Source organism: Streptomyces sp. NPDC047130, assembly GCF_040643475.1.
Lineage (GTDB): Bacteria > Actinomycetota > Actinomycetes > Streptomycetales > Streptomycetaceae > Streptomyces.
Window position 1 is genome coordinate 73,241 of the sequence record NZ_JBEYUK010000025.1, and the last position, 22,711, is coordinate 95,951.

Consider the following 22,711-nt stretch of genomic DNA (forward strand, 5'->3'; position numbering starts at 1 on the left):
CGACGGGCCGGGCCGGCGCTCGACGCCGAGAGGGCCGGCCGAGGGCGTGACGCCGCGGGCCCGGCCGGCCGGTGGACGTCAGCGGCGCGCGGGCCCGGTGGTGTCCGCGTCCGCCGGACGGGGGGTGCGGGCGGCGAAGGGGCCGTGGAGGGCCGCCCACTGCAGGAGCAGCACGGTCTTGCCGTCGGTGATGCGCCCGTCCAGGGTCATGGCCAGGGCCTCGGCGAAGGGCAGTTCGAGGACCTCGATGTCCTCGCCCTCCTCCTCCACGCCGCCGCCGGCTCCGGTGCGGTCGCCGGGGGTGTAGGGGGCGGCGAAGAAGTGCAGGCGCTCGGTGACCGAGCCGGGGCTCATGTAGGCGTCCAGGACGTGGGTGAGCGGACCGAGGACGACGCCGAGTTCCTCGGCGGCCTCGCGGCGGATCGCGGTCTCCGGGTCGTCCGCGTCGAGCAGTCCCGCCGCGGCCTCGACGAGCATGCCGTCGGGGTGGTCGTTGACGTAGGCCGGATAGCGGAACTGGCGGGTGAGCAGGACGCGGCCGCGGCCGGTGTCGTAGGGCAGGACGACGGCGCCGTTGCCGCGGTCGTACGTCTCGCGCACCTGCGTCTCCCAGCGGCCGTCGCGGCGCCGGTAGTCGAAGGTGGTGCGGCGCAGGACGTGCCAGCCCCGCGAGGTCAGCTCGACGTCGCGGACCCGGACGCCGGGGTTGCGGTCGAGGTGGCGTCCCGCCCGGTCGAGACCGGTCCGGCCGCGGTGGTCCGGGACGTCCACCCCGGGCCGGGGCGTCACGCCTCCACCTGCCGGCCGAGGACCGGGATCTCCGCGACGTCGTGGTAGACGGGCAGGCCGCGGCGGCGTGCGAAGGCGACGTCCTGGTCGGCGCCGACGGACTCGCCGGGCAGCCGCAGCACGGCGTCGCAGCGGGCCAGCAGGCGCTCGGCGGTCGGGTACAGCACCTCGTCGGCGAGGGGGTCGGTGGGTCCGGCGCCGGCCGAGCGCAGCACGGGCAGGGCGATCCACTCCCCGATGACCGGGAGGTGTCCGGCGGCGAACACGGGCCAGGCGGCCGCTTCGAGGCGTTCGAGGTTGGCGGCCATGGCGGCGGGGTCTCCGCCGGTGCCGGAGCGGTAGGGGCCGGCGATGAGGATGAGCAGGGGCTTGTCGGTCATGGGCGCTACGATACATGCAGAAACGTGCAAGAGCAGGAGGGAACAAGGATGCTGGCTGCCGAACGACGCGATCACCTGCTGGATCTGCTGGCCCGGCGGGGCAAGATCGTCGCCAAGGAGGTCGCCGCCGAGCTGGGCATCTCCGAGGACTCGGTGCGGCGTGACCTGCGCGACCTGGCGAGCGAGGGGCTGTGCCAGCGGGTCTACGGCGGGGCGCTGCCCGTCTCGCCGGCCGTGGTGGACTACGGCGCCCGGCAGAGCGTGGCCCCGGACGGCAAGCGGAAGGTCGCCGCGGTGGCGGCCGGGCTGGTGCGGCCCGGCGGCGCGGTGATCCTCGACGGCGGCACCACGGCGCTGGCCGTCGCCCGGGCGCTGCCGCGGGAGCTGGACTGCACCGTGATCACCCACAGCCCGACGATCGCCGTCGCCCTGCTCGACCACCGGGCCGAGGTCTTCCTGCTGGGCGGCCGCCTCTTCAAGCATTCGGCGGTCGCCTGCGGCGCGGCCGCGGTCGAGGCCGCGCGGAACGTCTCCGCCGACCTCTTCCTCCTCGGTGTCACCGGCGTGCACCCCGAGGCGGGGCTCACCACCGGCGACGCCGAGGAGGCGGCGATGAAGCGGGCCCTGGCGGCACGGGCCGCCGACACCTACGTCCTCGCCTCCTCCGAGAAGATCGGCACCGCCTCCCGGTTCCGGGTCCTGCCCTGGGAGGAGATCAGCGGCCTGGTCACGGACCGGAGCGCGGACGACCCGGTGATCGAGTGGCTGACGGAGAGCGGCGTCGACGTCCTGCCGGCGGGGTGACGGCGACGTCCGGGTCCCCGCCCCGCCGGTCGCGTCAGCCCTGGTCGAGGTGGGACTTGGCCGCCGGGCGGGGTTCCTCGCGGAGTTCCTCCAGGAGGGTGGTGATCGCGTCCATGATCCGCAGTCCGGCCTCCTCGAGCACGGGTGCCGTGATCTCCAGGCCCCGCAGGTCGGAGAGGTCCACGGGCGGGCCGGCCATCACCCGCAGCACGGTCCGCCGGTACCAGGGCCGGGAGCGGCGCACCACGCTGCCGGCCGCGGGGATGAGCTCGTGGGCGTTCCACTGGGCGACCGGGACGACCGGCGCCCCCGTCTCCAGCGCCAGCCGGGCCGCGCCGGTCTTGGCCCGGGACGGCCACAGACGCGGGTCGTCGGTGAAGGTGCCCTCCGGGTAGACGGCCACGCAGCATCCCCGGGCCAGCGCCTCCTTGGCGTGCACCAGCGCGTCCGAGGCCCGCGCGGTGTTCCGGTGCACGGGTATGTGGCCCATGCTGCGCAGTGCCGTGCCCAGCACGGGCACCGCGAACAGCGGCGCCTTGCCCAGGAACCGGGCGGGGCGGCCGCTGTGGTACTGGAACAGGCCGTAGGAGAACGGGTCCGCGTACGAGGTGTGGTTGACCGCGGTGATGTAGCCGCCGGACGCCGGCAGGTGGTGGACGCCCCGCCAGTCCCGCCGGGCGACGGCCCGGACGAGCGTCCCCACCAGCACGGCCGCGAACCGGTAGACCGGTCCGGTCTCGTCGCCGGTCCGAGGCCCCCCGGCGGATCGTGTCTCCCCTTGCATGAGGCTGTTGTACATGACAGACGGCGGCGCGGACATCCCCTTTCCGCGCCGCCGTCGCCTGGGCCGGGGCGACGGCGCGGCGCTCACGCGGACTTGGCGCTCACGCGTACCCGCTGCTCACGCGGGCGCCCCGCGCAGCGCGTCGGAGACGGACTTGACCCCGCCGTGCGCGGTGAGGCCGCCGTCGACGGGGATCTCGGCCCCGGTGATGAACGACGACTCCTCGGAGAGCAGGAACACCACCAGCGGCGCGACCTCGTCGGCGGTTCCGGTGCGGCCGAGGGGCGTCTCGCGGACGTTCGCCGCGCGGAAGGCGGGCGCGGCGGAGGCGGTCATCCCGGTCTCGATGTAGCCGGGGTGGACGGTGTTGACCCGGATGCCGCGCGGACCGAGCTCCAGCGCGGCCGTCCGGGACAGCCCGCGCAGCCCCCACTTGCTGGCGGTGTAGGCGACCGGGTAGTGGGCCGTGAGGGCCGCCGACGAGCCGACGTTGACGATGGAGGAGCCCGGCGGCATCAGCGGCGCGAGGTGCTGCATGCCGAGGAGCGGCCCGGTGACGTTGACGGCGTGGACCCGGTCGAAGTCCTCGGGCCGTACGGCGTCGAGACGGGCCCGCCAGGTGATGCCCGCGTTGTTGACCAGGCCGTGCACCTGCCCGTACGTCCGCTTCAGCTCGGCGGCCAGCTCCGCCCAGTCCTCCTCGCTGGTCACGTCGAGGCGGCGGCAGCCGCCCTCGGGCCGTGCGTCGGTGGCGACGACGTGGGCGCCCTCGCGGGCCAGTGCCTCGGCCTCCGCGGCGCCCTGGCCGCGGGCGGCGCCGGTGACGACCACGACCCTGCCCGGCAGCCGCCCGGGGCGCGGGCCGGTCACGGCCGCTCCCGGGAACGGCGCCGGCCCGCCGGCAGCGGCACCGGGCCGGCGCCGGGCACGACGGTGTTGGCCACGGTCCCGACGCCCTCCACGGTGAGGGTGACGGTGTCGCCCGGCTTCAGAGGAGGCGGGACCCGCTCGCCGCGCAGGCCCCACAGTTCGGCGAGGCAGCCCCCGTTGCCGCAGGTGCCGGAGCCGAGCACGTCACCCGGCACGACCCGGGTGCCGCGCGAGGCGTAGGCCACCATCTCCTCGAACGTCCAGCTCATGTTGGACAGCAGGTCCCGGCCGACGACCTCGCCGTTGACCTCGGCGGTGAGCGCCAGGCGCAGGAAGCCGTCGGCGTCCCGGTGGGGCTCCAGCTCGTCGGCGGTGACCAGGAACGGGCCGAGGGTGGTGGCGGTGTCCTTGCCCTTGCAGGGGCCGAGGCCGACCTTCATCTCCGCGGACTGCAGGTCCCGCGCCGACCAGTCGTTGAGGACGGTGTAGCCGACGATGTGGTCGCGGGCCTGCTCCGGGGTCAGGTCGCGGCCCTCGCGGCCGACGACGGCGGCGACCTCCAGCTCGAAGTCGAGGACCGCCGAGCCGGGAGGCATCGGCACGTCCTCCTGGTGGCCGTAGAGGGCGTGCGGGTTGGTGAAGTAGAAGGTCGGGGCGGCGTACCACTGCTCGGGCACGCCGGCGGTGCCCTCGACGGACCGCCGTACGCCCTCGACGTGCTCCTCGAAGGTGACGAAGTCCCGTACGGAGGGAGGCTCGACGGGCGGCAGCAGCCGCACCTCCGACGGGTGCGGGCCGGGCGGCGCCTCGCGGAGGGCCGCCGTGCCGGCGGCGAGCAGGCCGGACAGACCGCCGCATTCCCGCAGCAGGGCGGTGAGCGAGGTGACGCCGGGCAGCGGGACCAGGACGCCGTCGTCCTGCACGACGGCCACGTGGCGGCGGTGACGGTGTTCGTAGGCGGCGAAACGCATGGTGCGGCTCCGGGGCAGGCTGGGCCCGGGGCGCGGCCCGCCCCCGTCGGGGGAGTGACGGGGGCGGGCCGCGTCCCGGGCGGCGGGGGTGGGATCAGACCGGCGGGGCGACGAACACGCCGCGGTCCGGGTCGTTGAACGACTCCTTGGCGACGAGTTCGTTCATGGGGTTGGCGGTGCCCCACTGGTCGGTGACCTCGGGCCGGGAGAAGTCGTAGACGTGCGGGTGCCAGGTGTCCTCGTCGAGGTTCTCCAGCTCCGTCGTGTACTCGACGGTGTTGCCGTGCGGGTCGAGGAAGTAGGTGAAGGTGTTGTCGCCGGCCATGTGGCGGCCGGGCCCCCAGATCTTCCTGAACCCGGCCCGGATGACACGGCCGGAGCCGCGCATGTACTCGTCGATGCCGCGCATCTCGAAGGAGATGTGGTGCAGGGAGGTGTGCGGGCCCTTCGCCAGCGCCATGGAGTGGTGCTGGTTGGAGATCCGCATGAAGTGCATGACCTCGCCCATGTGCGGGGAGCTCAGGGTGTCGGAGAGGCGGAAGCCCAGGTGCTCCTCGTACCACTGCCGGGTGCGGTCGAGGTCGGGCGAGTTGAGGACGACGTGGCTCAGCTTGACCGGGATGGACTCCTTCTCCTCGATCCGGCGGTGCCGCCGCACCTCGACCTCGGCGGAGACCTCGATGGTGCGGCCGTCGACGTCGAAGAAGCGGAAGCCGTACCCGCCGCCGGGGGTGTCGACCGTGCCCGGCCGGGAGATCAGCCGGACGCCGCCGGCCAGCAGCCGCTCGGCGAGGGTGTCCACGTCGGCGGCCGAGGCGGCGCCGTAGGAGACCAGGTCCAGGCGCTTCTCGTCGGCCTTGCGGAGCCGGACCACGTACTGCTCCGGGGAGCCCTCGGCGGCCAGGAAGGAGATGCCGGAGTCCTCGGCGACCTTGGTCAGGCCCCAGACGCCGGCGTAGAAGTCGAGCTGCTTGTCGTAGTCGGGCACGGCGAGGTCGACGTGCCGCAGGTGGGTGAGCAGACGCATGGAATCACTCCGTGAAGAGGAGGGCGGCGGCGTTGCCGCCGCGGACCGCGTGGAAGTCGGCTTCGGGCAGGCCGGCCGCGCGCAGCGCGCCGACCGGGTCGTCGGAGCCCATGTCGAAGGGGAAGTCCGAACCGAGCAGCACCCGGTCGGCCCCGGCGACACGGACCAGCTCCCGCAGCACGTGCGGGTCGTGGACCAGGGAGTCGAAGTACAGCCGCCGCAGGTAGCTGCTGGGCAGGTGGGCGCAGTCGGCGCCCGCGTCGGAGCGGGCCGACCAGGCGTGGTCGGAGCGGCCGATGTGGGTGGGCAGGTAGCCGCCGCCGTGCGCCGCGATGAGCCTCAGGCCGGGGTACCGGTCGAGGACCCCGGAGAAGATCAGGTGGGAGAGGGCGACGGCGTTCTCGGTGGGCTGGCCCACCGTGTTGGACAGGTACCACCGGTCCAGGCGTTCGTCGAGCGTGCAGCCGAAGGGATGCAGGAAGACGATCGCGCCGGTTTCCTCGGCCCGCGACCAGAACGGTTCGTAGGCCGGGTCGGACAGCTCCCGCCCCGGCGCGTGGCTGGAGATCTCGACGCCCAGCAGGCCGTGCTCCAGGGCGTGGTCGAGGGCGCGCACGGCCTGCCCGGGGTGCTGCAGCGGCACCAGGCCGAGCCCGCGGAGCCGGTCCGGGGCGGCCGAACAGTGCGCGGCGGTCGCCTCGTCGGCCAGCCGGTACGCCTTCTCGGCGGTCTCCTCGTCGGTCCAGTAGTGGTAGTGCGACGGCGACGGGCTGACCAGCTGCACGTCCACGCCCTGGGCGTCCATCGAGGCCAGCCGCACGGCCGGGTCGGTCAGGCGCGGGACGCGCTCGCGCACCATCGGCCCGCTCACGGCCAGGGCGTCCGGCCCGTTGCGCCGCGCGTCCAGGGCCTTCGCCTCCGCTTGTCCCGGGAGGCCGGCCACCAGCGCGTCCACCTCGGGCAGCAGCAGGTGCGCGTGGACGTCCACGGTGGGGTGGGTGGCCGCGGCCGGACGGGTGGTCGCGGCCGGACCGGTGGTGGGGGTGGGGTCGGTGGTCGGGGTGGGGTCGGTGGTCACGGCAGCTCCCGCAGCATCGTCATGGTGCGGCCCATCAGGCCCGGCACGTCCGCTTCCCGGACGCCGTCGAGCTGCCACCGGCCGATCTGCACCGACGCCTCGACGACCGGGCGGACCCGGGCGATCCGCCGCTCGTAGTACGCCTGCAGGAGGGCGTCGTCCCAGGTGTCCGCGGCGGTCAGCAGCTGGGTGAGCACCCACGCGTCCTCCAGCGAGAGCGCCGCCCCCTGGGCGAGGGTGGGCGGGCAGCAGTGCGCGGCGTCGCCGACCAGCACCACCCGTCCGCGGTGCCAGGAGCCCTCCACCAGCAGCCGGTCGAACCAGGTGTAGTTGACGCGCGCCGGATCGGTGATGTGCTCGGTGATCTCCGGCCAGAACCCCCCGTAGGCGGAGGCCAGGCGCCGCATCTCCCGGGCGTACGACTCCGGCGGGATGGACGGCCGGTCCCGGTTGGCCTCGACGACGTAGGCGTACAGGGTGGTGTCGCTGGTGGGGCAGTAGCCGGCGATGTAGGCGGGGCCGCCGTAGGCCAGGTCGGTGCGGGTCACGCCGGCCGGGCGCGGGGCGGCGACCCGCCAGATCGCCATGCCGGTCGGCTCCGGCCTGTCGGCGATGCCGATCGCCGCGCGGGTGGCCGAGCCCAGGCCGTCGGCGGCGACGACCAGGTCGTACCGGCCCTCGCCGCCGTCGGAGAACCGCACCGAGACCCCGTCCGCGTCCTGGCCGAGGATCTCCACGGTGGTGCCGAGCCGCACCGTGGCGCCACTGGTCCGGACGGCGTCGATCAGGATCTGCTGGAGCCGCGGTCGCTGCATGCCGACCGTGGCGGGCAGGTCGTCGCCGCCGGTGCGCAGGTCCTCGGAGACGTGCAGGACGGTCCCGTCGGGGGCGGTGATGCCGACCGAGCCGAAACCGAAGCCGGACGCCTGCACCTGTTCCCAGACGCCGAGTTCGCGCAGCACGCGCAGGGCGTTGCCCTGCAGGGTGATGCCGGAGCCGGCGGTCGCGTTCCAGTCGTCCCTGGCCTCGATCAGGTCGACGGTGAGGCCGGCGCGGCGCAGCAGGACCGCCGTGGCGTTGCCGGCGGCGCCACCGCCGATCACCAGGACCGTGCGGGGTGTGCTCATGGGGAACTCCCTAGTTCCGTGGGTTACTTGACGGCGACCGGGTTGACGGGGGAGCCGACCGCACCGGTGATGGGCAGGGGCGCCGCGGTGAGCCAGAACGCGTACGCGCCGTCGGCCGCGCAGTCCTCGGCCAGCGCCTCCAGGTCCCACATCTCGCCGATCAGCAGCCCGATGTTGGGGATGGCGACCTGGTGCAGGGGCTGGAAGGCGTGCTCGAACTCGTTGGGGCGGACCTCGAAGCCCCAGGTGTCGGTGGCGATCGCGGCGATCTCGGTGGAGTGCAGCCAGCCGGCCGTGGTGAACGACAGGCCGGGCGCGGGACCGCCGGCGTAGTCGCCCCAGCCGTCGCGGCGCGCGCGGGCCAGCTGACCGGTGCGGACCAGGACGATGTCGCCCCGGCCGACGGCCACCCCGTGCGCCTCGGCCGTCGCCGTCAGGTGCTCCTCGGTGATCGCGAACCCGTCCGGCAGCTCCCCGTCGTCGCCGACCACCCGGCCGACGTCCAGCAGGACACCGCGTCCGGCGACGTGCGGGGCCATGTGCTCGATGCCGGTGACGAGGTCGCCGTCGGAGGTGACGACCTTCGCGGCGTCCCGGCCGTTCCACGCCTTGCCGTGGTCGAAGATGTGTCCGAGCCCGTCCCACTGGGTCGAGCACTGCAGCGGCATCGCGATCACGTCGTCGGCGCCGCCGAGGCCGTGCGGGAAGCCCTGGTTGCCGAGGGCGGCGTCGGTGCCGGTGTCCAGCATGGTGTGCACCGGGTTGGTGCGCCGCCGCCACCCCTTCTGCGGACCGTCCATGTCGAACCGCTGGGACAGCGAGAAGCTGACGCCCCGCCGGACCAGGGCCGCGCCCTCGCGGCGCTTGGCCTCGTCGAGGAAGTTGAGGGTGCCGAGCACGTCGTCCTCGCCCCAGCGGCCCCAGTTGGAGCACGCGCGGGCGGCGCGCGCTATGGACCCCTCGGGGTCGGTGCGGTCCAGGGTCATCGGACGGCCTCCGCCACGCAGCGGGTGCGCTGGGAGCCGAGCCCGGTGACGGAGGCGTCCATGACGTCGCCGTCGCGCAGCAGCCGGCCCCAGTGCATGCCGTTGCCGGCCGGGGAACCGGTGAGCACCAGGTCACCGGGGAGCAGGCGGGCGGTCTGCGAGGCGTAGGAGACCATCCGGGCGACGTCGAAGATCATGTCCTTGGTGGACTCGTCCTGCATGGTCTCCCCGTTGAGCTTGAGGGTCAGGCGCAGGTCGCCCGTGTCCGGGACCGAGGCGGTGGGCACGAGCCAGGGGCCGAGCGGGGTGAAACCGGGCGCGTTCTTGCTGCGCAGCCAGTCGGTGCCGATCTGCGGCATGTCCCGGCGGAAGACGGTGGCCCGGTCGGTGAGGTCGTTGGCGATGGTGTAGCCGGCGACGTGGTCCAGGGCCTCCTCGACGGAGACGCGGTGGGCAGGGCGACCGATCACGGCGGCGAGCTCCAGCTCCCAGTCCGGCTTCCGCGCCCAGGCGGGCAGGACCACGTCGTCGTAGGGGCCGGTGATCGCACTCGGCAGGCCGATGAAGACGTACGGCAGGTCCTCCGCGGCCCGCCGGTCCATGATCTCCGCGGCCTCCGCGCGCCGCTCCTCCTCCGGACGGTCGTCACCGGGGGCGCGGTGGGCGACGTGCAGGTCGATGACGTGCTGCCGGTAGTTCGCGCCCGACTGGAACACCTGGCGCGGCTCCACCGGGGCGTGCACCCGCAGCTCCGAGACGGCCGTGCGGGGCAGGTCGGCGCCGGCCGCCAGGTCGCGCAGGCGCGGCAGGGCCGTCTCCCAGCGCTCCAGCAGGTCACGGGTGGTCAGCCGGGCGTCGCCGAAGGCGTCCCGCAGATCGAGGGCCCGGCCGTCGGGGGTGACGAGAGCGGGGAAGGCGGGCCCGTCCGGGGCCGAGAGGGTGGCGAGGGCGAACGGGCCGGCGAAGAGCGCGGACGCGGGTTCGGGTTTCACGGACATGTCCTCCTGATTGCGGTGGGACTAATCTGGACCCGCCGTCCGCGATCAGGGAAATAGATTCTGTGGATGGCAGGCATCCACCGCGTTTATTCCCCCCGCTCGTCGCCCGCCCCGCGAGGAACCGCACCGTGAACCTGGCCCGTCTCGACCTCAACCTCGTCGTCGCCCTGCGCGCCCTGCTGGAGGAGCGCAACGTCACCCGGGCCGGGCAGCGCGTCGGGCTGAGCCAGCCCGCCATGAGCGCGGCCCTCGCCCGGCTGCGGAGGCACTTCGCCGACGACCTGCTCGCCCGCGTCGGCGGCCACTACGAGCTGACCGCGCTCGGCCAGGTCCTGCTGGACCGCACCTCCACCGCCTACGACGTGCTGGAGCGCCTCTTCTCCAGCCAGGCCGAGTTCGACCCGGCCGAGGAGAGCCGGGAGTTCCGGCTGATGGCGTCCGACTACGCGGTCGCCGTCTTCGGCACCGAGCTCGCCAGGGTCGTGCACCAGGAGGCGCCCGGGATCCGGCTCCGCTTCACCCAGACCCAGCCGGCCGTCGTCGACGACACCGCCACCCTGCTCAGCGCCACCGACGGCCTGCTGATGCCGCACGGTGTGATCAGCGACTTCCCCGCGACCGACCTCTACGACGACCGCTGGGTCTTCCTCGTCGCCGACGACCACCCGACCGTCGGGGACCGGCTCACCCGGCAGGACCTGGCCCGGCTGCCGTGGGTGACCTACCAGCGCACCTACGACGCGCCCGCCGTGCGGCAGTTGGGGATGCTCGGCATCGAACCGCGGGTGGAGGTCTCCGTCGACAGCTTCCAGCTCCTGCCGCTGCTGGTCACCGGCACCCGGCGCATCGCCCTCGTCCAGGCCCGGCTGGCCCGGCTGCTGACGCCGATCGCCGCCGTGCGGGTGGTGGAGCCGCCCTACGAGGCGGTGCCGTTGCGGGAGGCGCTGTGGTGGCACCCGGTCCACACCCACGACGCGGCCCACATCTGGCTGCGCGAGACGGCGGCGCGGGTCGGCGAGCGCCTGGCGGGGGCCGGGGAGTCGTGAACCACGGGGCGGCGCCGCGTCGTCGACAACCGCGCGGCGGCCGGATGTGACGGTCTCGTCCGGGCTTCGGGGAAGCCATTCCCTGCGGCCCCGGGAACGGGCGATGATACGAGGGACAGGTGATCAGGTCGGTGACCGCGTGAGTACGGTGGAGTGGCCGGCCCGGATGGAGTTGGGGGAAAGCGTGACGTTCGAGCAGGAATGGGCCCAACTACGCGCTGCGGCCGCCGAGCGGTCGGGCATGCGGCTCAACGGCGTGCCGGCCGAGGGCGGCGGGGGCGGCGGCGGGGACGACCTGGTCGTCAACCGCGACGACCTCGGCGCCATCGGCAACGAGGCGTACGACCTGCTGGGCCGGCTGGGCAAGGACGGCGACATCGCCCGCGCCTCCACGTTCACCGCGGCGACGGCGCTGACCAACGGGAACTTCGTGAGCGGCTCGGCCGTGCTGAAGGTGCACGACTTCTGGCAGAAGCACCTGAGGACCCTGCTGGACTCCTGCGCGCAGATCTCGAACCACCTGGACTACAGCAAGGCCCAGCACGCCAAGGACGAGGCGAAGATCGAAGGGGACCTGACGCGGGTCTCCGTGCTCTCGGAATACATGAAGTAAGGCTCGGGGGAGCGTTCACCATGCTGAAGTACGAGGACATAGTCGACGCCCCGGTGGCGAAGCTGAAGGCCGCCGTCGACGACTGGGCGGAGATGGCGGGCAAGCTGGAGACGCTGGCCACCGACGCCACCGACGGGATGAAGGCCAAGGCCGAGAAGGCCTCCTGGAACGGCGTCAACGCGGGCGTCACCCGGGAGTTCATCGGCAAGACGGCCAAGGAGTTCGCGGACGCCGCGGCCGAGGCCAAGGGCGTGCGGATGATCCTGGAAGAGGGTCACGCCGCCATCAAGAAGGCCAAGGACGACCTGGTCAACATCCGGGACAACGAGGGGCCCGCGGCCGGTGTCCGCGTGGACGCCACCGGGAAGGTCTCGGCGCGGGAACCGCTGTCCGAGCTCCCGCCCAACGCGAAGCGCGACCCCGACTACCCCGAGCTCCTCGCGCAGGAGAGACGGAACATCGAGTCGTGGCAGAAGAAGATCGACCGGATCGTCGAGACCTGCAACGACACCGACCTCGCCCTCAAGAACTCCCTCGAGGCGAACGTCACCGACCGCAAGGACTTCAGCGCCCCGACGTACACCAAGCTGGACCAGGAGGAGGCCGCCCGCGCCGCCGCCCTCGCGGCGAAGGGCCGGGACCTCACGCACGCCGAGCTCCAGCAGCTCAACGAGCTGCTCAAGGACAACAGTTCGTCGGCGGACTTCTCCAAGGGCTTCTACGAGAAGCTCGGCCCGGAGAAGGCGCTCGCGTTCTTCGGCCAGCTCTCCACGGACACCTACGAGTACGGCAAGGTCGACAAGCAGCGCCTCGAGGACGTCCAGGAGCTGCAGCGGAACCTGGGCCTCAACCTGGCCACCGCCTCGCACGACAAGGAGTTCTCGGACAAGTGGGGTCCGGAGCTCCGCAAGCTGGGCACGGAGCGGATCCCGCTCGCCAAGCACGACTACGGCGGGCCGTTCGGGTACCAGCTGCTCGGCGGCATCATGCGCTACGGGAACTACGACGCGAAGTTCCTCAACCCGATCGCGGAGCACGTGGCGCAGCTGCACGCGAAGGACCCGTACATGTTCGCCGAGAACAAGGTGGTGAACAGCCCGTTCAAGAACCCGTTCAACCCGTCCGGGGTCAACGGGGCGGGCTACGACCCGTCCATCGCCATGCTGGAGGCGCTCGGCAACAGCCCGGAGGCGGCGAAGAAGTTCTTCACCGACCCGCCGACCGCGTACAACGAGGACGGGACGGTCGACCACGGCGCCACGGCCGACCTCGGCAAGGACAAGGACGGCCAGAAGATCGGCAACTACCTCGACTTCTTCACCAACGAGAAGTGGGAGACCTTCGGCGACGTCAACTCGCTCGACGAGAAGGAACTCAAGGCGTCGCTCGACCACCTGCCCGACGCCCTCGGCCACGCCCTGGAGGCGGCGACCCTCGGCTACCCGGCCGGCCACCCGGACGCCGACGTGGTGCGCGACGCGGACAACGCGGCGGTCATGCAGCAGGTCATGGAGAAGTACGCCGACGACCCGAAGCTGCTCAAGGAGCACCACGAGGCGATGGTCGACAGCCTGGGGGTCATGGGCGCGGGCTACATCGACGACATCAACTGGGCGCTGGACAAGAACCGTCCGGACAGCTTGTTCGCACCGGGCAGAAACCCGGAGGGCCACGTCGACTTCGCAGACACGGAGGACGGAAACGGGCGGAGCGTCGTCCGGGGCTTCCTCAGCACCCTGGGGCAGCACCCCGACGCCTACGCGACGGTCTCCACCGCGGAGCAGGTGTACACCCGCAGCGTGCTGGAGGGGACGGTGGGCCCGGACGGCAAGATCGACGAGGGCGCCGCCAGGGCGACCGTGCGCGTGGGCGCCGAGGTGCAGGGCATGCTCGACCAGTCCCGGGCCGATCAGGTCGAGGCGACGAATCTCAAGACGCACGAGGACTACCAGAAAGCGGTCGAGAAGCGGGCCGGCTGGGTCCAGTTCGGCGCCGCGGCGGGCATCGCGGCGGGCGTGGCCTTCCTCCCCGCCACCGCGGCGGTGGGCACGGCCGCGGTGCTCGTCCCGCTGGCGACCGACATCGGCAGCGGCGCGCTCGAGCAGGTCGTGGGGCAGGTGGTCGGCGGCATCTCCGAGAACTCGGTGGACGAGCACAAGGAGAAGGTGGACGAACTCATCGGTGACGAGAGGAAGGCGATCTACTCCGCCGGTGAGAGCTTGGCCGAGGCGCCGATGGAGGAGTTCCTGCGGCGCCATGGCGGGACCCGCAGCAGAGACTTCCACGAGGACATGCAGCAGGCAGTGGTGATCGGCTACGGGAAAGGCAACGACCGGGAGAACCAGCAGGGCAATGACCCGGAGGCCGGCTGAGTCGCCGGCAGACCGAGGATACGTAAGTAAAGGATGCGGACAGTGCGCAGTGGTAGGTCGGCACGTCGGGGACTCCTCGCCGCGGCCGTGGCAGGTGCGTTGCTTCTCGGTGCCGCGGGCTGCGGTGGGGACGGAGAGCCGGAGGGGGGCCAGAAGACTCCGAAGGACTACAAGGTCGTCGCGGGGACGGAACTGTGCGGGGGCAATGCGATATCCGCCGACGCGTCCCGCGCACTGGAGGTGATCACGGGGGAGCCGCGGTTCGAGGCGTCTGGCGAGAGGTACACCGTCGAGCGGGCCGCGGCGGACCTGGTCGACGCTTTCGGGACCCCTGACGTGTGGGAGGGTGACGCCTGCCGTGTCTACACGCCTCTCGGTACAACCGACTTCGAGCTCAGAATCATCTGGACGTGGCTCGAGGGCCCGCCAAAGGGAAAACCCGCTCAGAAGTTCACCCTGTTGAAGATGGGCGAGGAGACCGGGGCGGCGTCGAACGAGGCATATGTCCTGTTTGAGTGTCGAAGCGACAAGTTGGCCGGCTCGTCGACAGCGGCCCACCTGATGATCAGCGCGGAGCACCGGACGGTGAGCGAACCCGAGGACAACGTCGATGCGCTGAAGGACGCCTACGCGACCGTGGCGCACTCCTACTCGCTGGCCATGGCCAAGGAACTGGGCTGCGAGAAGAACGGCGGGCTTCCCGAAGAGGCGGTGCTGGACCGCGCGTGATCGCTGAACGACGGACAAGGACGCGGACCATGGTCGGTCGCAGGTCGGCACGGGCCGGGTTCCTCGCCATGGCGGCCGTCGCCTCGCTGCTTCTCGCGGCCACCGGTTGTGGCGGGAGCGGGGGCGGGGAGGCGGCCGCCGAGGACCTGGCGGGGACGGAGCTCTGCGGCGGCGACGCGGTGTCCGCCGAGGCGTCCAAGGCACTGAAGGTGATCACCGGGGCGTCGCGGTTCGGGACGATGGCGGAGACGTCCACCGTCGCCCACGCCGCCAAGGGCCTCGTCGAGGCATGGCCGTACCCCACCGGAGGGCGGGACGACATCTGCCGCGTCTACACGGCCGCCGGCTCGCCGGAGTTCGAGCTCCGCGTCACGTGGGGACTCGAAGGCGGCGCCCCCACCGGGAGCACGGCCTCGGACCTCATCCGGCTGAGGATGGGGGAGGAGACCCTGGCCGGGGAGAAGAGTGCTTCGATGGTGTTCGGGTGCCGGAGCGACAGGTTCCCCGGCGCGACGAAGCCGGCACACGTCCGCATCGGTGTGGAGCGCTGGGGCATGCCGAAGCCGGTCGAGGGTGACGCCGAGGCGCTGCGGGACGCGTACGCGACCGTGGCGCACTCCTTCTCGCTGGCCATGGCGAAGGAACTGGGCTGCGAGGAGAACGGCGGGCTCCCGGAGGAGGCCGTGCTGGAGCGCGCGTAGCACCGGACGGGGCCGCCGCGGTGGTGACGGGCCGGGCCGGAAGCGTGGCGTCGGCCTGGCAGGCGGGTCGGGATTCCTCATTTATTATTCAGGGCGGCCGCAGGGGCGGCGGCGGGTCGTTCGAGGGCGGCAACTGCGGAACGGCCGGTCCGGCCCGCCGGTAGGGGCGGCTCACGCCGGGACCCGTTCGGGCGGGGGCGACATGACGCCGATCATGGACATCTCGGGGATTCGAGTGGCCCGGCCCACCATCCGCGAACGGAAATCCCCAGGGGAGAAGTGAGGTATGCCAGTGATCTGCGTCGGAGGCATGATCGGAACCGGCAAGACGAGCGTGGCCGAGCTGCTCGCGAAGGGGCTCGGGAGCCAGGTCTTCTACGAGAGCGTGGCCGACAACCCGATCCTCCCGCTCTTCTACACGGCGAGCCCCGAGGAGATCCAGGCCAAGCGCTACCCCTTCCTCCTCCAGCTGTACTTCCTGCAGACCCGCTTCGCCTCGATCAAGGAGGCCTACCGGCAGGACGACAACGTCCTCGACCGCTCCATCTACGAGGACTGGTACTTCGCCAAGGTCAACCACGACCTGGGCCGGATCAGCTCCCTCGAGATGCAGGTGTACGAGGGTCTGCTGGACGAGATGATGCGCGAGATCGACGGCCTGCCGTACCGCAAGGCGCCCGACCTCATGGTCTACCTGCGGGCGGACTTCGACACCGTGCTGCGCCGGATCGGGATGCGCGGCCGGGACTTCGAGCAGGACGAGAGCCTGGTGGAGTACTACCGGACGCTGTGGTCCGGCTACGACGACTGGGTGCACCGGCACTACTCGGCCAGTGAGGTCTTCGTCATCGACATGGACCGCACGGACGTGGTGAACAACCCGGAGGACGCGGCCCGCGTGCTGCGGGAGGTCGAGGCGGCGCTGACCGAGGTCCGGGCCCGGGCCGCGGGCGGCGTGGCGCCGGTGCCGTCGGGCGCCACGGCGGTGCCGTCGGGCGTCGCCGCGAGCTGACCCGCACCCCGGCCCCGGTACGGGACGACCGTGCGGTCCGCCAGGAGGGCTGACCGCACGGTCGTGTCCGGACGCGGCCCCCGCGCCGCCCCGCGCCGCCCCGGACGTCAGCCCACGGTCGTGGAGGTCCGGGCGGTGCCGGCCGCCGGGGGTTCCGCGGCGGAGGAGTCCTCGGCGTCCATCGCGTCCTCGCGGTGCCGGCCGCGGTAGGTGAGGTGGAGGGCCGTGACGGTCACGGCGGAGAGGACCATGACCACCCCGTAGAGGCGGTAGAGCTCCTCGGGCGTGAAGCCGCGGTCCTCGAGGAAGGTCGCGATGTTGGGGGCGAAGAAGGCGACGATCCGGCCCACGCCCATCATCAGGCCGACCGCGGCGGTGCGGATGGCGATCGAGTAGATCGAGGGGCTGATCGCGTAGTACGCGGCGACGCCGCCGTTGACCGCCAGGCCGATCAGCACCGCGAGGACCAGGACCGCGGTCCGGTCGTCGAAGTAGGCGGCGAAGACGAGGAAGACCACGAAGCCGACGACGCCGATCAGGGCCGTCACCAGGCGCGGGTGGATCCTGCGGGAGACCGCGGCGAAGAGCAGCGCGCCGACGACACCGCCGGCGGCGACCAGCGCCTGGGCGCGGATGCCGAAGTCAGGGTCCCCGGTGGTCTGGGTGACCAGCTTCGCGGTGAGGCCGTTGGCGAAGTAGAAGGCGCCGATCACCAGGGCGTAGGACGTCCACAGCAGGAGCGTGCGGGGCAGCATCACGCCCTGCCACATGCCGCTCGCGAACGTCACCTTGCCGGCGGCCCCGGTGGGGGCGGGCAGCGCCGCGGCGGCGGGGACGCCGAGCCTGGCGGCGATGCGGTTGTAGTCGCGCAGCGCGTGGGCCGGGCGCTTCTCGACCAGGTGGCCGACCGACTCCGGCAGCGTGACGGACGCCAGCACCAGGAGCAGGGCGGTGACGATCGCGGCGAAGAAGTACGGGCCGCGCCAGCCGAAGGCGTCGATCAGCCACACCGAGAGGAAACCGCCGATGGCCGCGCCGAGCGGCAGGCCGATGCCGTAGACGCCCATCACCACGCCGCGGCGGTGCCGGCTGGAGTACTCGGCGCACAGGACGCTGATGCTCGGCACGATCGCCCCGAGGAACAGCCCGGCGAAGAACCGGAAGACCAGGAACATTTCGAAGGACGTCGCCAGACCGCTGAGGACCATGCCCGGCACGATCAGCGCGAGCGAACCGAGGATGTGCGGGCGACGGCCGATCCGGTCGGCGACCGGGCTCAGCAGGGTCGCGCCGACGCCCATGCCGAGGGTGCCGAGGGAGGCGACGAGGCCCTGCTGCCCCTTGCTCAGCGCCCAGTGATCGGTCAGGGCGGGCAGCGTGTACGAGGTGATGAGGATCTCGTACCCGTCGATCATCGTGAGGAGGATGCAGAGCGCCACGACCACCCATTGGAAGCGGGTCATCGGGTTGTTCCGGATCGCGTCTCTCAGGTCCATCTGACTCTCCACCCTGCATGCAAATAGTGCACTTCCTCGTGCATTTAGAGAAGGCTGGACGGTGGAGGGTGAGCTGTCAAGGGTTGTCCGCGCTGCCCTTAGGCTCAGGGCATGGCTGAGACCTCCCGCGCCGCCGGCGCCCAGACCCTCGCTCGGGGCCTCCGCGCGCTCGAGTTGGTGACCGCAGCCCGTGACGGACTCACGGTGCAGGAAGTCGCGGACCAGCTCGACGTGCACCGCTCGATCGCCTCGCGCCTGCTGAGCACCCTGGCCGACTTCCGTCTCGCGGTGCGGGGCGGCGACGGCCGCTACCGCGCGGGTGTCGGCCTGGCCGCGCTCGCCGGGGGCATCCACGCCACGCTGCGGGCCGAGGCCGAGCCGGTGATGCGGGAGCTCGCGGACGAGCTGGGGGCCACGATCTCCCTGCTGGTCACCGAGGGGGCCGACGCGGTGGCGCTCCTGGTGATGGAGCCGCCGGCCGCGAGCTGGGTGCTGTCCTTCCGCACCGGCAGCCGGCACCCGCTCGGCCGCGGTTCCGCGGGCGTGGCGCTCATGGCCGCGCGTCCGCCGGCCCCCGGGGACGCGGAGGCCGTGGTCCGGGCGCGGGAGCGGGGGTTCGCCGCCACCTTCGGGGAGGTGGAGCCCGGCGCCCACGGGGTGGCCGTGCCGATCGGGGCGCCGGGGCTGCCGCCGGCCTGCCTGAACCTCATCACCTACCGCGCCGAGGTCGCCGAGAAGGCCCCCGCCGCACTGATCGCCGCCGCGACCCGCCTGTCCGAACGCCTCGCCTGACCCGCCCCAGAACGGAGTCGCCCGAGAGCGGAGTCGCCCGAGAGCGGAGTGGCCCGAGAGTGGAGCCGCCCGAGAACGGAGCCGCCCGCCCTTCGCGGCCCGGCGGCTCCGTCCCCGCGCCCGGACACGGCCTGCGCGCGGGTGGTCCGGCGTTCCGTCTCCGCCCCGGTGATGTGCGCACGGCCCGGCGGCGGTGGCGGGTGGTTCGGCGCCGTACCGGTCGGTATTGACTTCCGCGGTCGATGGTGGTGCCATGGCGTGCAGAAGGGCGTGCACATAACGCCTGAGGGCGTGCACATTCAGCACAGGAGATAGGCGTTGTGACTCTCACCAAGGAATCCGCGGCCCGCGACATCACCCTCCCGTCGGGCACCCACCTGCGCTACTACGAGGCCGGTGACGCCTCGGCGCCGCCGGTCGTGATGCTGCACGGTTCCGGGCCGGGGGCGACCGGCTGGTCCAACTTCTCCGGCAACCTGGAGGCCGTCGCGCGCGGCGGGTTCCGCGTCCTCGCCCCCGACATGCCGGGGTGGGGCGACTCGGACGCGGTGCGGACCGTCGACATGGACCACGACGCCGACCTGGTCGCGTTCCTCGACGCCCTCGGCATCGGGAAGGCGGCGCTGATCGGCAACTCGATGGGCGCCCACACGGCGATCCGGTTCGCGACGCTGCATCCCGAGCGCCTCAGCCACCTGGTCACCATGGGCGCCTCGCTCGGCCGCGGCCCGGTGAAGAACCTGTTCTCCGCGGGCGACGGTCCCAGCGAGGGCCTGAAGGTGATCGCACGGGCCTACCGCGACCCCAGCCCGGAGAACATGAAGGCGCTGGTCGAGATCATGACCTTCGACAAGGCGCGGTTCGCCACCCCCGAGCTGACCCGCGCCCGCTCGGAGGCCGCCCTGGCCCGCCCCGAGCACCTGACCAACTACCTCGAGGGCCTCGCCCACGGCGCGCCGATCCCCCGCCGGGTCGACCGCGACCTGATCCCGGGCATCCAGGCGCCGACCCTGCTGATCCACGGCAAGGACGACCGGGTCCTGCACTTCGAGGTCAGCCTGTGGCTGACCGCCAACATCGCCGACTCCCGTCTGGTGCTCCTCAACCGCTGCGGGCACTGGGCCATGATCGAGCACGCCGACGAGTTCAACCGTCTCGTCGTGGACTTCCTCTCGCACAACTGAGGCCGCCGCACATGTCCACCCCCACTCTCGACACCGACGTCGTCGTCATCGGAGCCGGACCCGTCGGGCTCACCCTCGCCAACCTCATCGGCGTGCGCGGCCACCGCGCGATCGTCCTGGAGGCACGCCAGGAGCTGATCGACTACCCGCGCGGCGTCGGCCTCGACGACGAAGCGATCCGCACCCTCGCCACCGCGGGGCTGTGGGAGCGGGTCAAGCCCTTCACGGTGCCCCACCACGTGGTGCGGCTCGTCAACGGCACCGGTCAGGTGCTCGCCACCAACGACCCCACCACCGAGGAGTTCGGCCACCCGCGCAAGCACGGGTTCATCCAGCCGCTCGTCGACCGGGAGCTGGCCGCCGGGGTCGGGCGCTTCCCGGAGCACGACCTGCGTTTCGGCCACCGGGTCACCGGCCTGGAGGACCGCGGCGACCACGTCGTCGTCACCGCCGAGCGCCTCGACGCCGACGGTGCCGTGCAGGAGACCGTCACCGTCACCGGCCGGTACGCCGTCGGCTGCGAGGGCGGCAGCTCGTTCACCCGCAAGTGGATGGGCGTGGAGTTCGAGGGCAGGTCGCCCTCCACCCGCTGGGTCGTCGTGGACGTCGCCGACGACCCGATCGGCACCCCGTCGGTCTACCTGGGCGCGGACCCCCGCCGCCCGTACGTCTCCATCGGCCTGCCGCAGGGGATACGCCGCTGGGAGTTCATGCTCCACGACGACGAACCCACGGACCTGGTCGAGGACCGCTCCTTCATGAACGGCCTGCTGCGCCGCCACGTGCCGGACCCCTCCGCGCTGAAGATCATCAACCAGCGCACCTTCACCCACCACGGCCGGGTCGCCTCCAGCTTCCGCAAGGGCAGGGTCTTCCTGGCCGGCGACGCGGCGCACCTGATGCCGGTGTGGCTCGGCCAAGGGTGGAACTCCGGCATCCGGGACGCCACCAACCTCGCCTGGAAGCTCACCGCCGTGCTCGACGGCGACGCGGGCGACGCCCTGCTCGACACGTACACCACGGAGCGCCGCAAGCACGCGGCCGACATGATCGACGTCAACATGACCGCCGGGTCGGTCATGAAGATGCGCCCCCTCGGCGGCTGGGTCCGCGACCGGGCGGCCGGCGCGCTCAACCTGGTGCCGACGTGGAAGTCCTACTTCAGCGAGCTGCGGTTCAAGCCGATGCCGCGGTACGCCGAGGGCGTCGTCGTCGACCAGGTGACGCTGCGGCCCGGCACGGCTCAGGCGAGCTTCAAGAAGGGGAGGCTCCTCCCGTTCGTCGACTCGCCCGGCTCGGTCTCGCCGGTCGGACTGCAGTTCGTCCAGCCGCGCGTCACCACCGCCGACGCCGAGAACGTCCTGCTCGACGAGGTCACCGGCGACTGGTGGACCCTGGCGTCCTGGGGCGGCAACCCCACCGCCCATCTGACCCCCGCCGACCTGGCGTTCGTCAGGCGGCACCGGATCCGGCTCGTGTCGTTCGTGCCGGAGACCCAGCGGGAGTGGGCCGAGAAGCGGTTCGCCGACTCGCCGGAGCCGGTCACGGTGGTCGGCGACCTGTCCGGCGCGCTCAAGCGGTGGTTCGACGTCCGCGCCTGCGGCACCGTCGTCCTGCGCCCCGACCGCTTCGTCGCCGCGGCCTGCCTCAGCCAGCAGACGTCCACGGCCCTCGCCGCGCTCCGGCGCGCCGGAGCCCTCGCCGAAGGAGTGTCCTCGTGAGCCTCGCCCTCGTCACCATGTCCCACTCGCCGCTGCTGGAGTTCAACGATCCGCCGGCGGAGGTGAAGGCCGAGGTCGACGCCGCCTTCGAGCAGGCCCGGTCCTTCGTCCGGGAGTACGACCCCACCCTGGTGCTCGCCTTCGCGCCGGACCACTACAACGGCTTCTTCTACGACCTGATGCCGCCGTTCTGCATCGGGTACGAGGCCCTCGGCGTGGGCGACTACGGCACCGCCGAGGGGCCGCTCGACGTCCCCACGGAACTGGCCGAGCGGCTGGCGCAGCACGTGCTCGACCGTGACCTCGACGTGGCCGTCTCACGCCGGATGGAGCTGGACCACGGGGCGATCCAGCCGTTGGAGATCCTCTTCGGGGGCATCGCCACGGTGCCGACGATCCCCGTCTTCGTCAACGGCGTCGCGAAGCCGTTCACCTCGATGCGCCGGGTGCGGCTGCTGGGCGAGGCGATCGGCTCGTTCCTGACCACGCTCGACGAGCGGGTCCTGGTGATCGGCTCCGGCGGACTCTCCCACGACCCGCCGGTGCCGCAGTGGGCCACGGCGGACGAGCAGGCGCGCGCCCTGCTGCTCGACGGCCGCCACCCCACCGCCGCGGCCCGCGACGCCCGCCAGCAGCGCGTCATCGACACCGGCCGGGCCTTCGCGGCGGGCACCGCCGCCATCCGTGACCTCAACCCCGCCTGGGACCGGGCCCTGATGGACACCCTGGCCTCGGGCGACCTCACCCCCGTCGACGCGATGACACCGGCCGGCATGGCCGAGGCCGCCGGCAACTCCGCCCACGAGGTGCGCACCTGGGTGGCCGCCTTCGGCGCGCTCGGCGCCGCGGGGAGGTACGAGGTGGGCACGCGGTTCTACAAGCCGATCCGGGAGTACATCGCCGGGTTCGGGATCATGACCGCGAAAACGGCCTGACCGCGCATACGGCCTGACCGCCGGGCAGGCTGACCGCCCGGCCTCCTGACGGCCGGCCGCCAGGCCGCCCTGCCGCCCGACCGCCCGACGCCGCGAGCGGCACGCGTCGGTCCGCACGGCCCGGACAGCACGGTCTGCCCGGCCCGCCGGTCTGCCCGGCCCGCCGGTCTGCCCGGCCCGTCCTCGCGTACGGCTCGGCCGCGGTCGGTCGCCGGCGGGGCCAGCGGCTTCCTCCTCAAGGACGCCCCGGCACACGAGCTTGTGCAGGCGCTCCGCGTGGTGGCCGCCGGGGAGGC

Annotated in this window: 22 protein-coding genes and 1 pseudogene; 12 read left to right on the forward strand and 11 right to left on the reverse strand. The window is 72.6% G+C overall.

Annotated features, from left to right (window positions below; all coding sequences use genetic code 11):
• Window positions 1-78: 78 nt before the first annotated feature.
• Window positions 79-789, reverse strand: coding sequence for an NUDIX domain-containing protein (locus ABZ836_RS24805; protein ID WP_356133609.1), 711 nt, complete (start codon window positions 787-789; stop codon window positions 79-81).
• The gene (locus ABZ836_RS24810; protein WP_361145554.1) at window positions 786-1,169 is read right to left on the reverse strand and encodes a DUF4406 domain-containing protein; all 384 of its coding nucleotides are present in this window, start codon (window positions 1,167-1,169) and stop codon (window positions 786-788) included. Before ABZ836_RS24810 ends, ABZ836_RS24805 begins: the two co-directional genes overlap by 4 nt.
• A gap of 48 nt (window positions 1,170-1,217) precedes the next feature.
• Between ABZ836_RS24810 and ABZ836_RS24815 the strand changes: the two genes are divergently transcribed.
• Window positions 1,218-1,973: a DeoR/GlpR family DNA-binding transcription regulator gene (locus ABZ836_RS24815; RefSeq protein WP_361145556.1), complete on the forward strand. Its 756-nt coding sequence runs from the start codon at window positions 1,218-1,220 to the stop codon at window positions 1,971-1,973.
• A 34-nt stretch (window positions 1,974-2,007) separates the two neighbouring features.
• On the opposite strand, the gene ABZ836_RS24820 is transcribed toward ABZ836_RS24815, so the two are convergent.
• The 8 genes from ABZ836_RS24820 to ABZ836_RS24855 form a co-directional block, all read right to left on the reverse strand.
• Window positions 2,008-2,757 carry a lysophospholipid acyltransferase family protein gene (locus ABZ836_RS24820; protein ID WP_356133604.1) on the reverse strand — a complete coding sequence of 250 codons (750 nt, stop codon included), beginning with the start codon at window positions 2,755-2,757 and terminating at the stop codon, window positions 2,008-2,010.
• 117 nt (window positions 2,758-2,874) lie between these two features.
• The gene (locus ABZ836_RS24825) at window positions 2,875-3,627 is read right to left on the reverse strand and encodes an SDR family oxidoreductase (protein WP_356133602.1); all 753 of its coding nucleotides are present in this window, start codon (window positions 3,625-3,627) and stop codon (window positions 2,875-2,877) included.
• Complete coding sequence (locus ABZ836_RS24830) at window positions 3,624-4,598, reverse strand: fumarylacetoacetate hydrolase family protein (protein ID WP_361145561.1); 975 nt, start codon at window positions 4,596-4,598, stop codon at window positions 3,624-3,626. The genes ABZ836_RS24825 and ABZ836_RS24830 overlap by 4 nt, the downstream gene beginning before the upstream one ends.
• 94 nt (window positions 4,599-4,692) lie before the next feature.
• A complete protein-coding gene (locus ABZ836_RS24835) occupies window positions 4,693-5,625 on the reverse strand; it encodes a VOC family protein (RefSeq protein WP_361145564.1) in 933 nt (310 codons plus the stop codon).
• Between the two features lie 4 nt (window positions 5,626-5,629).
• Window positions 5,630-6,613: an amidohydrolase family protein gene (locus tag ABZ836_RS24840; protein ID WP_361145601.1), complete on the reverse strand. Its 984-nt coding sequence runs from the start codon at window positions 6,611-6,613 to the stop codon at window positions 5,630-5,632.
• An 86-nt stretch (window positions 6,614-6,699) separates the two neighbouring features.
• The gene (locus tag ABZ836_RS24845; protein ID WP_361145566.1) at window positions 6,700-7,830 is read right to left on the reverse strand and encodes an FAD-dependent oxidoreductase; all 1,131 of its coding nucleotides are present in this window, start codon (window positions 7,828-7,830) and stop codon (window positions 6,700-6,702) included.
• Between the two features lie 23 nt (window positions 7,831-7,853).
• On the reverse strand, window positions 7,854-8,816 hold the full coding sequence (locus tag ABZ836_RS24850; RefSeq protein WP_361145569.1) for a cyclase family protein: 963 nt from the start codon (window positions 8,814-8,816) through the stop codon (window positions 7,854-7,856).
• Window positions 8,813-9,814, reverse strand: a complete 1,002-nt coding sequence (locus tag ABZ836_RS24855; RefSeq protein WP_361145572.1) for a fumarylacetoacetate hydrolase family protein — start codon at window positions 9,812-9,814, stop codon at window positions 8,813-8,815. Before ABZ836_RS24855 ends, ABZ836_RS24850 begins: the two co-directional genes overlap by 4 nt.
• 128 nt (window positions 9,815-9,942) lie before the next feature.
• On the opposite strand from ABZ836_RS24855, the gene ABZ836_RS24860 reads away from it, so the two are divergent.
• The 6 genes from ABZ836_RS24860 (at window position 9,943) to ABZ836_RS24885 (ending at window position 16,287) form a co-directional block, all read left to right on the forward strand.
• Window positions 9,943-10,860, forward strand: a complete 918-nt coding sequence (locus ABZ836_RS24860) for a LysR family transcriptional regulator (RefSeq protein WP_361145575.1) — start codon at window positions 9,943-9,945, stop codon at window positions 10,858-10,860.
• A 184-nt stretch (window positions 10,861-11,044) separates the two neighbouring features.
• Window positions 11,045-11,473 carry a hypothetical protein gene (locus ABZ836_RS24865; protein ID WP_356133588.1) on the forward strand — a complete coding sequence of 143 codons (429 nt, stop codon included), beginning with the start codon at window positions 11,045-11,047 and terminating at the stop codon, window positions 11,471-11,473.
• 20 nt (window positions 11,474-11,493) lie between these two features.
• On the forward strand, window positions 11,494-13,845 hold the full coding sequence (locus ABZ836_RS24870; protein ID WP_361145578.1) for a hypothetical protein: 2,352 nt from the start codon (window positions 11,494-11,496) through the stop codon (window positions 13,843-13,845).
• Window positions 13,846-13,878: 33 nt separating this feature from the next.
• Entirely contained in the window at window positions 13,879-14,574 is a 696-nt protein-coding gene (locus ABZ836_RS24875) for a hypothetical protein (RefSeq protein ID WP_361145581.1), read from the forward strand.
• Window positions 14,575-14,603: 29 nt separating this feature from the next.
• Entirely contained in the window at window positions 14,604-15,275 is a 672-nt protein-coding gene (locus ABZ836_RS24880) for a hypothetical protein (protein WP_361145585.1), read from the forward strand.
• Between the two features lie 286 nt (window positions 15,276-15,561).
• A complete protein-coding gene (locus ABZ836_RS24885) occupies window positions 15,562-16,287 on the forward strand; it encodes a deoxynucleoside kinase (protein WP_361145588.1) in 726 nt (241 codons plus the stop codon).
• A gap of 107 nt (window positions 16,288-16,394) precedes the next feature.
• Here ABZ836_RS24885 and ABZ836_RS24890 read toward each other — a convergent pair whose 3' ends face one another.
• Window positions 16,395-17,783: an MFS transporter gene (locus ABZ836_RS24890; protein WP_356133580.1), complete on the reverse strand. Its 1,389-nt coding sequence runs from the start codon at window positions 17,781-17,783 to the stop codon at window positions 16,395-16,397.
• 111 nt (window positions 17,784-17,894) lie between these two features.
• On the opposite strand from ABZ836_RS24890, the gene ABZ836_RS24895 reads away from it, so the two are divergent.
• The 5 genes and pseudogenes from ABZ836_RS24895 to ABZ836_RS24915 all read left to right on the forward strand — a co-directional run.
• Window positions 17,895-18,575, forward strand: coding sequence for a helix-turn-helix domain-containing protein (locus ABZ836_RS24895; RefSeq protein ID WP_356133578.1), 681 nt, complete (start codon window positions 17,895-17,897; stop codon window positions 18,573-18,575).
• A gap of 320 nt (window positions 18,576-18,895) precedes the next feature.
• Window positions 18,896-19,759: an alpha/beta hydrolase gene (locus tag ABZ836_RS24900; protein ID WP_356133576.1), complete on the forward strand. Its 864-nt coding sequence runs from the start codon at window positions 18,896-18,898 to the stop codon at window positions 19,757-19,759.
• 11 nt (window positions 19,760-19,770) lie between these two features.
• Complete coding sequence (locus ABZ836_RS24905; RefSeq protein ID WP_361145592.1) at window positions 19,771-21,480, forward strand: bifunctional 3-(3-hydroxy-phenyl)propionate/3-hydroxycinnamic acid hydroxylase; 1,710 nt, start codon at window positions 19,771-19,773, stop codon at window positions 21,478-21,480.
• The gene (locus tag ABZ836_RS24910; protein WP_361145595.1) at window positions 21,477-22,415 is read left to right on the forward strand and encodes a 3-carboxyethylcatechol 2,3-dioxygenase; all 939 of its coding nucleotides are present in this window, start codon (window positions 21,477-21,479) and stop codon (window positions 22,413-22,415) included. Before ABZ836_RS24905 ends, ABZ836_RS24910 begins: the two co-directional genes overlap by 4 nt.
• A 204-nt stretch (window positions 22,416-22,619) precedes the next feature.
• A pseudogene (locus ABZ836_RS24915) lies at window positions 22,620-22,711 on the forward strand (DNA-binding response regulator); the annotation flags it as partial.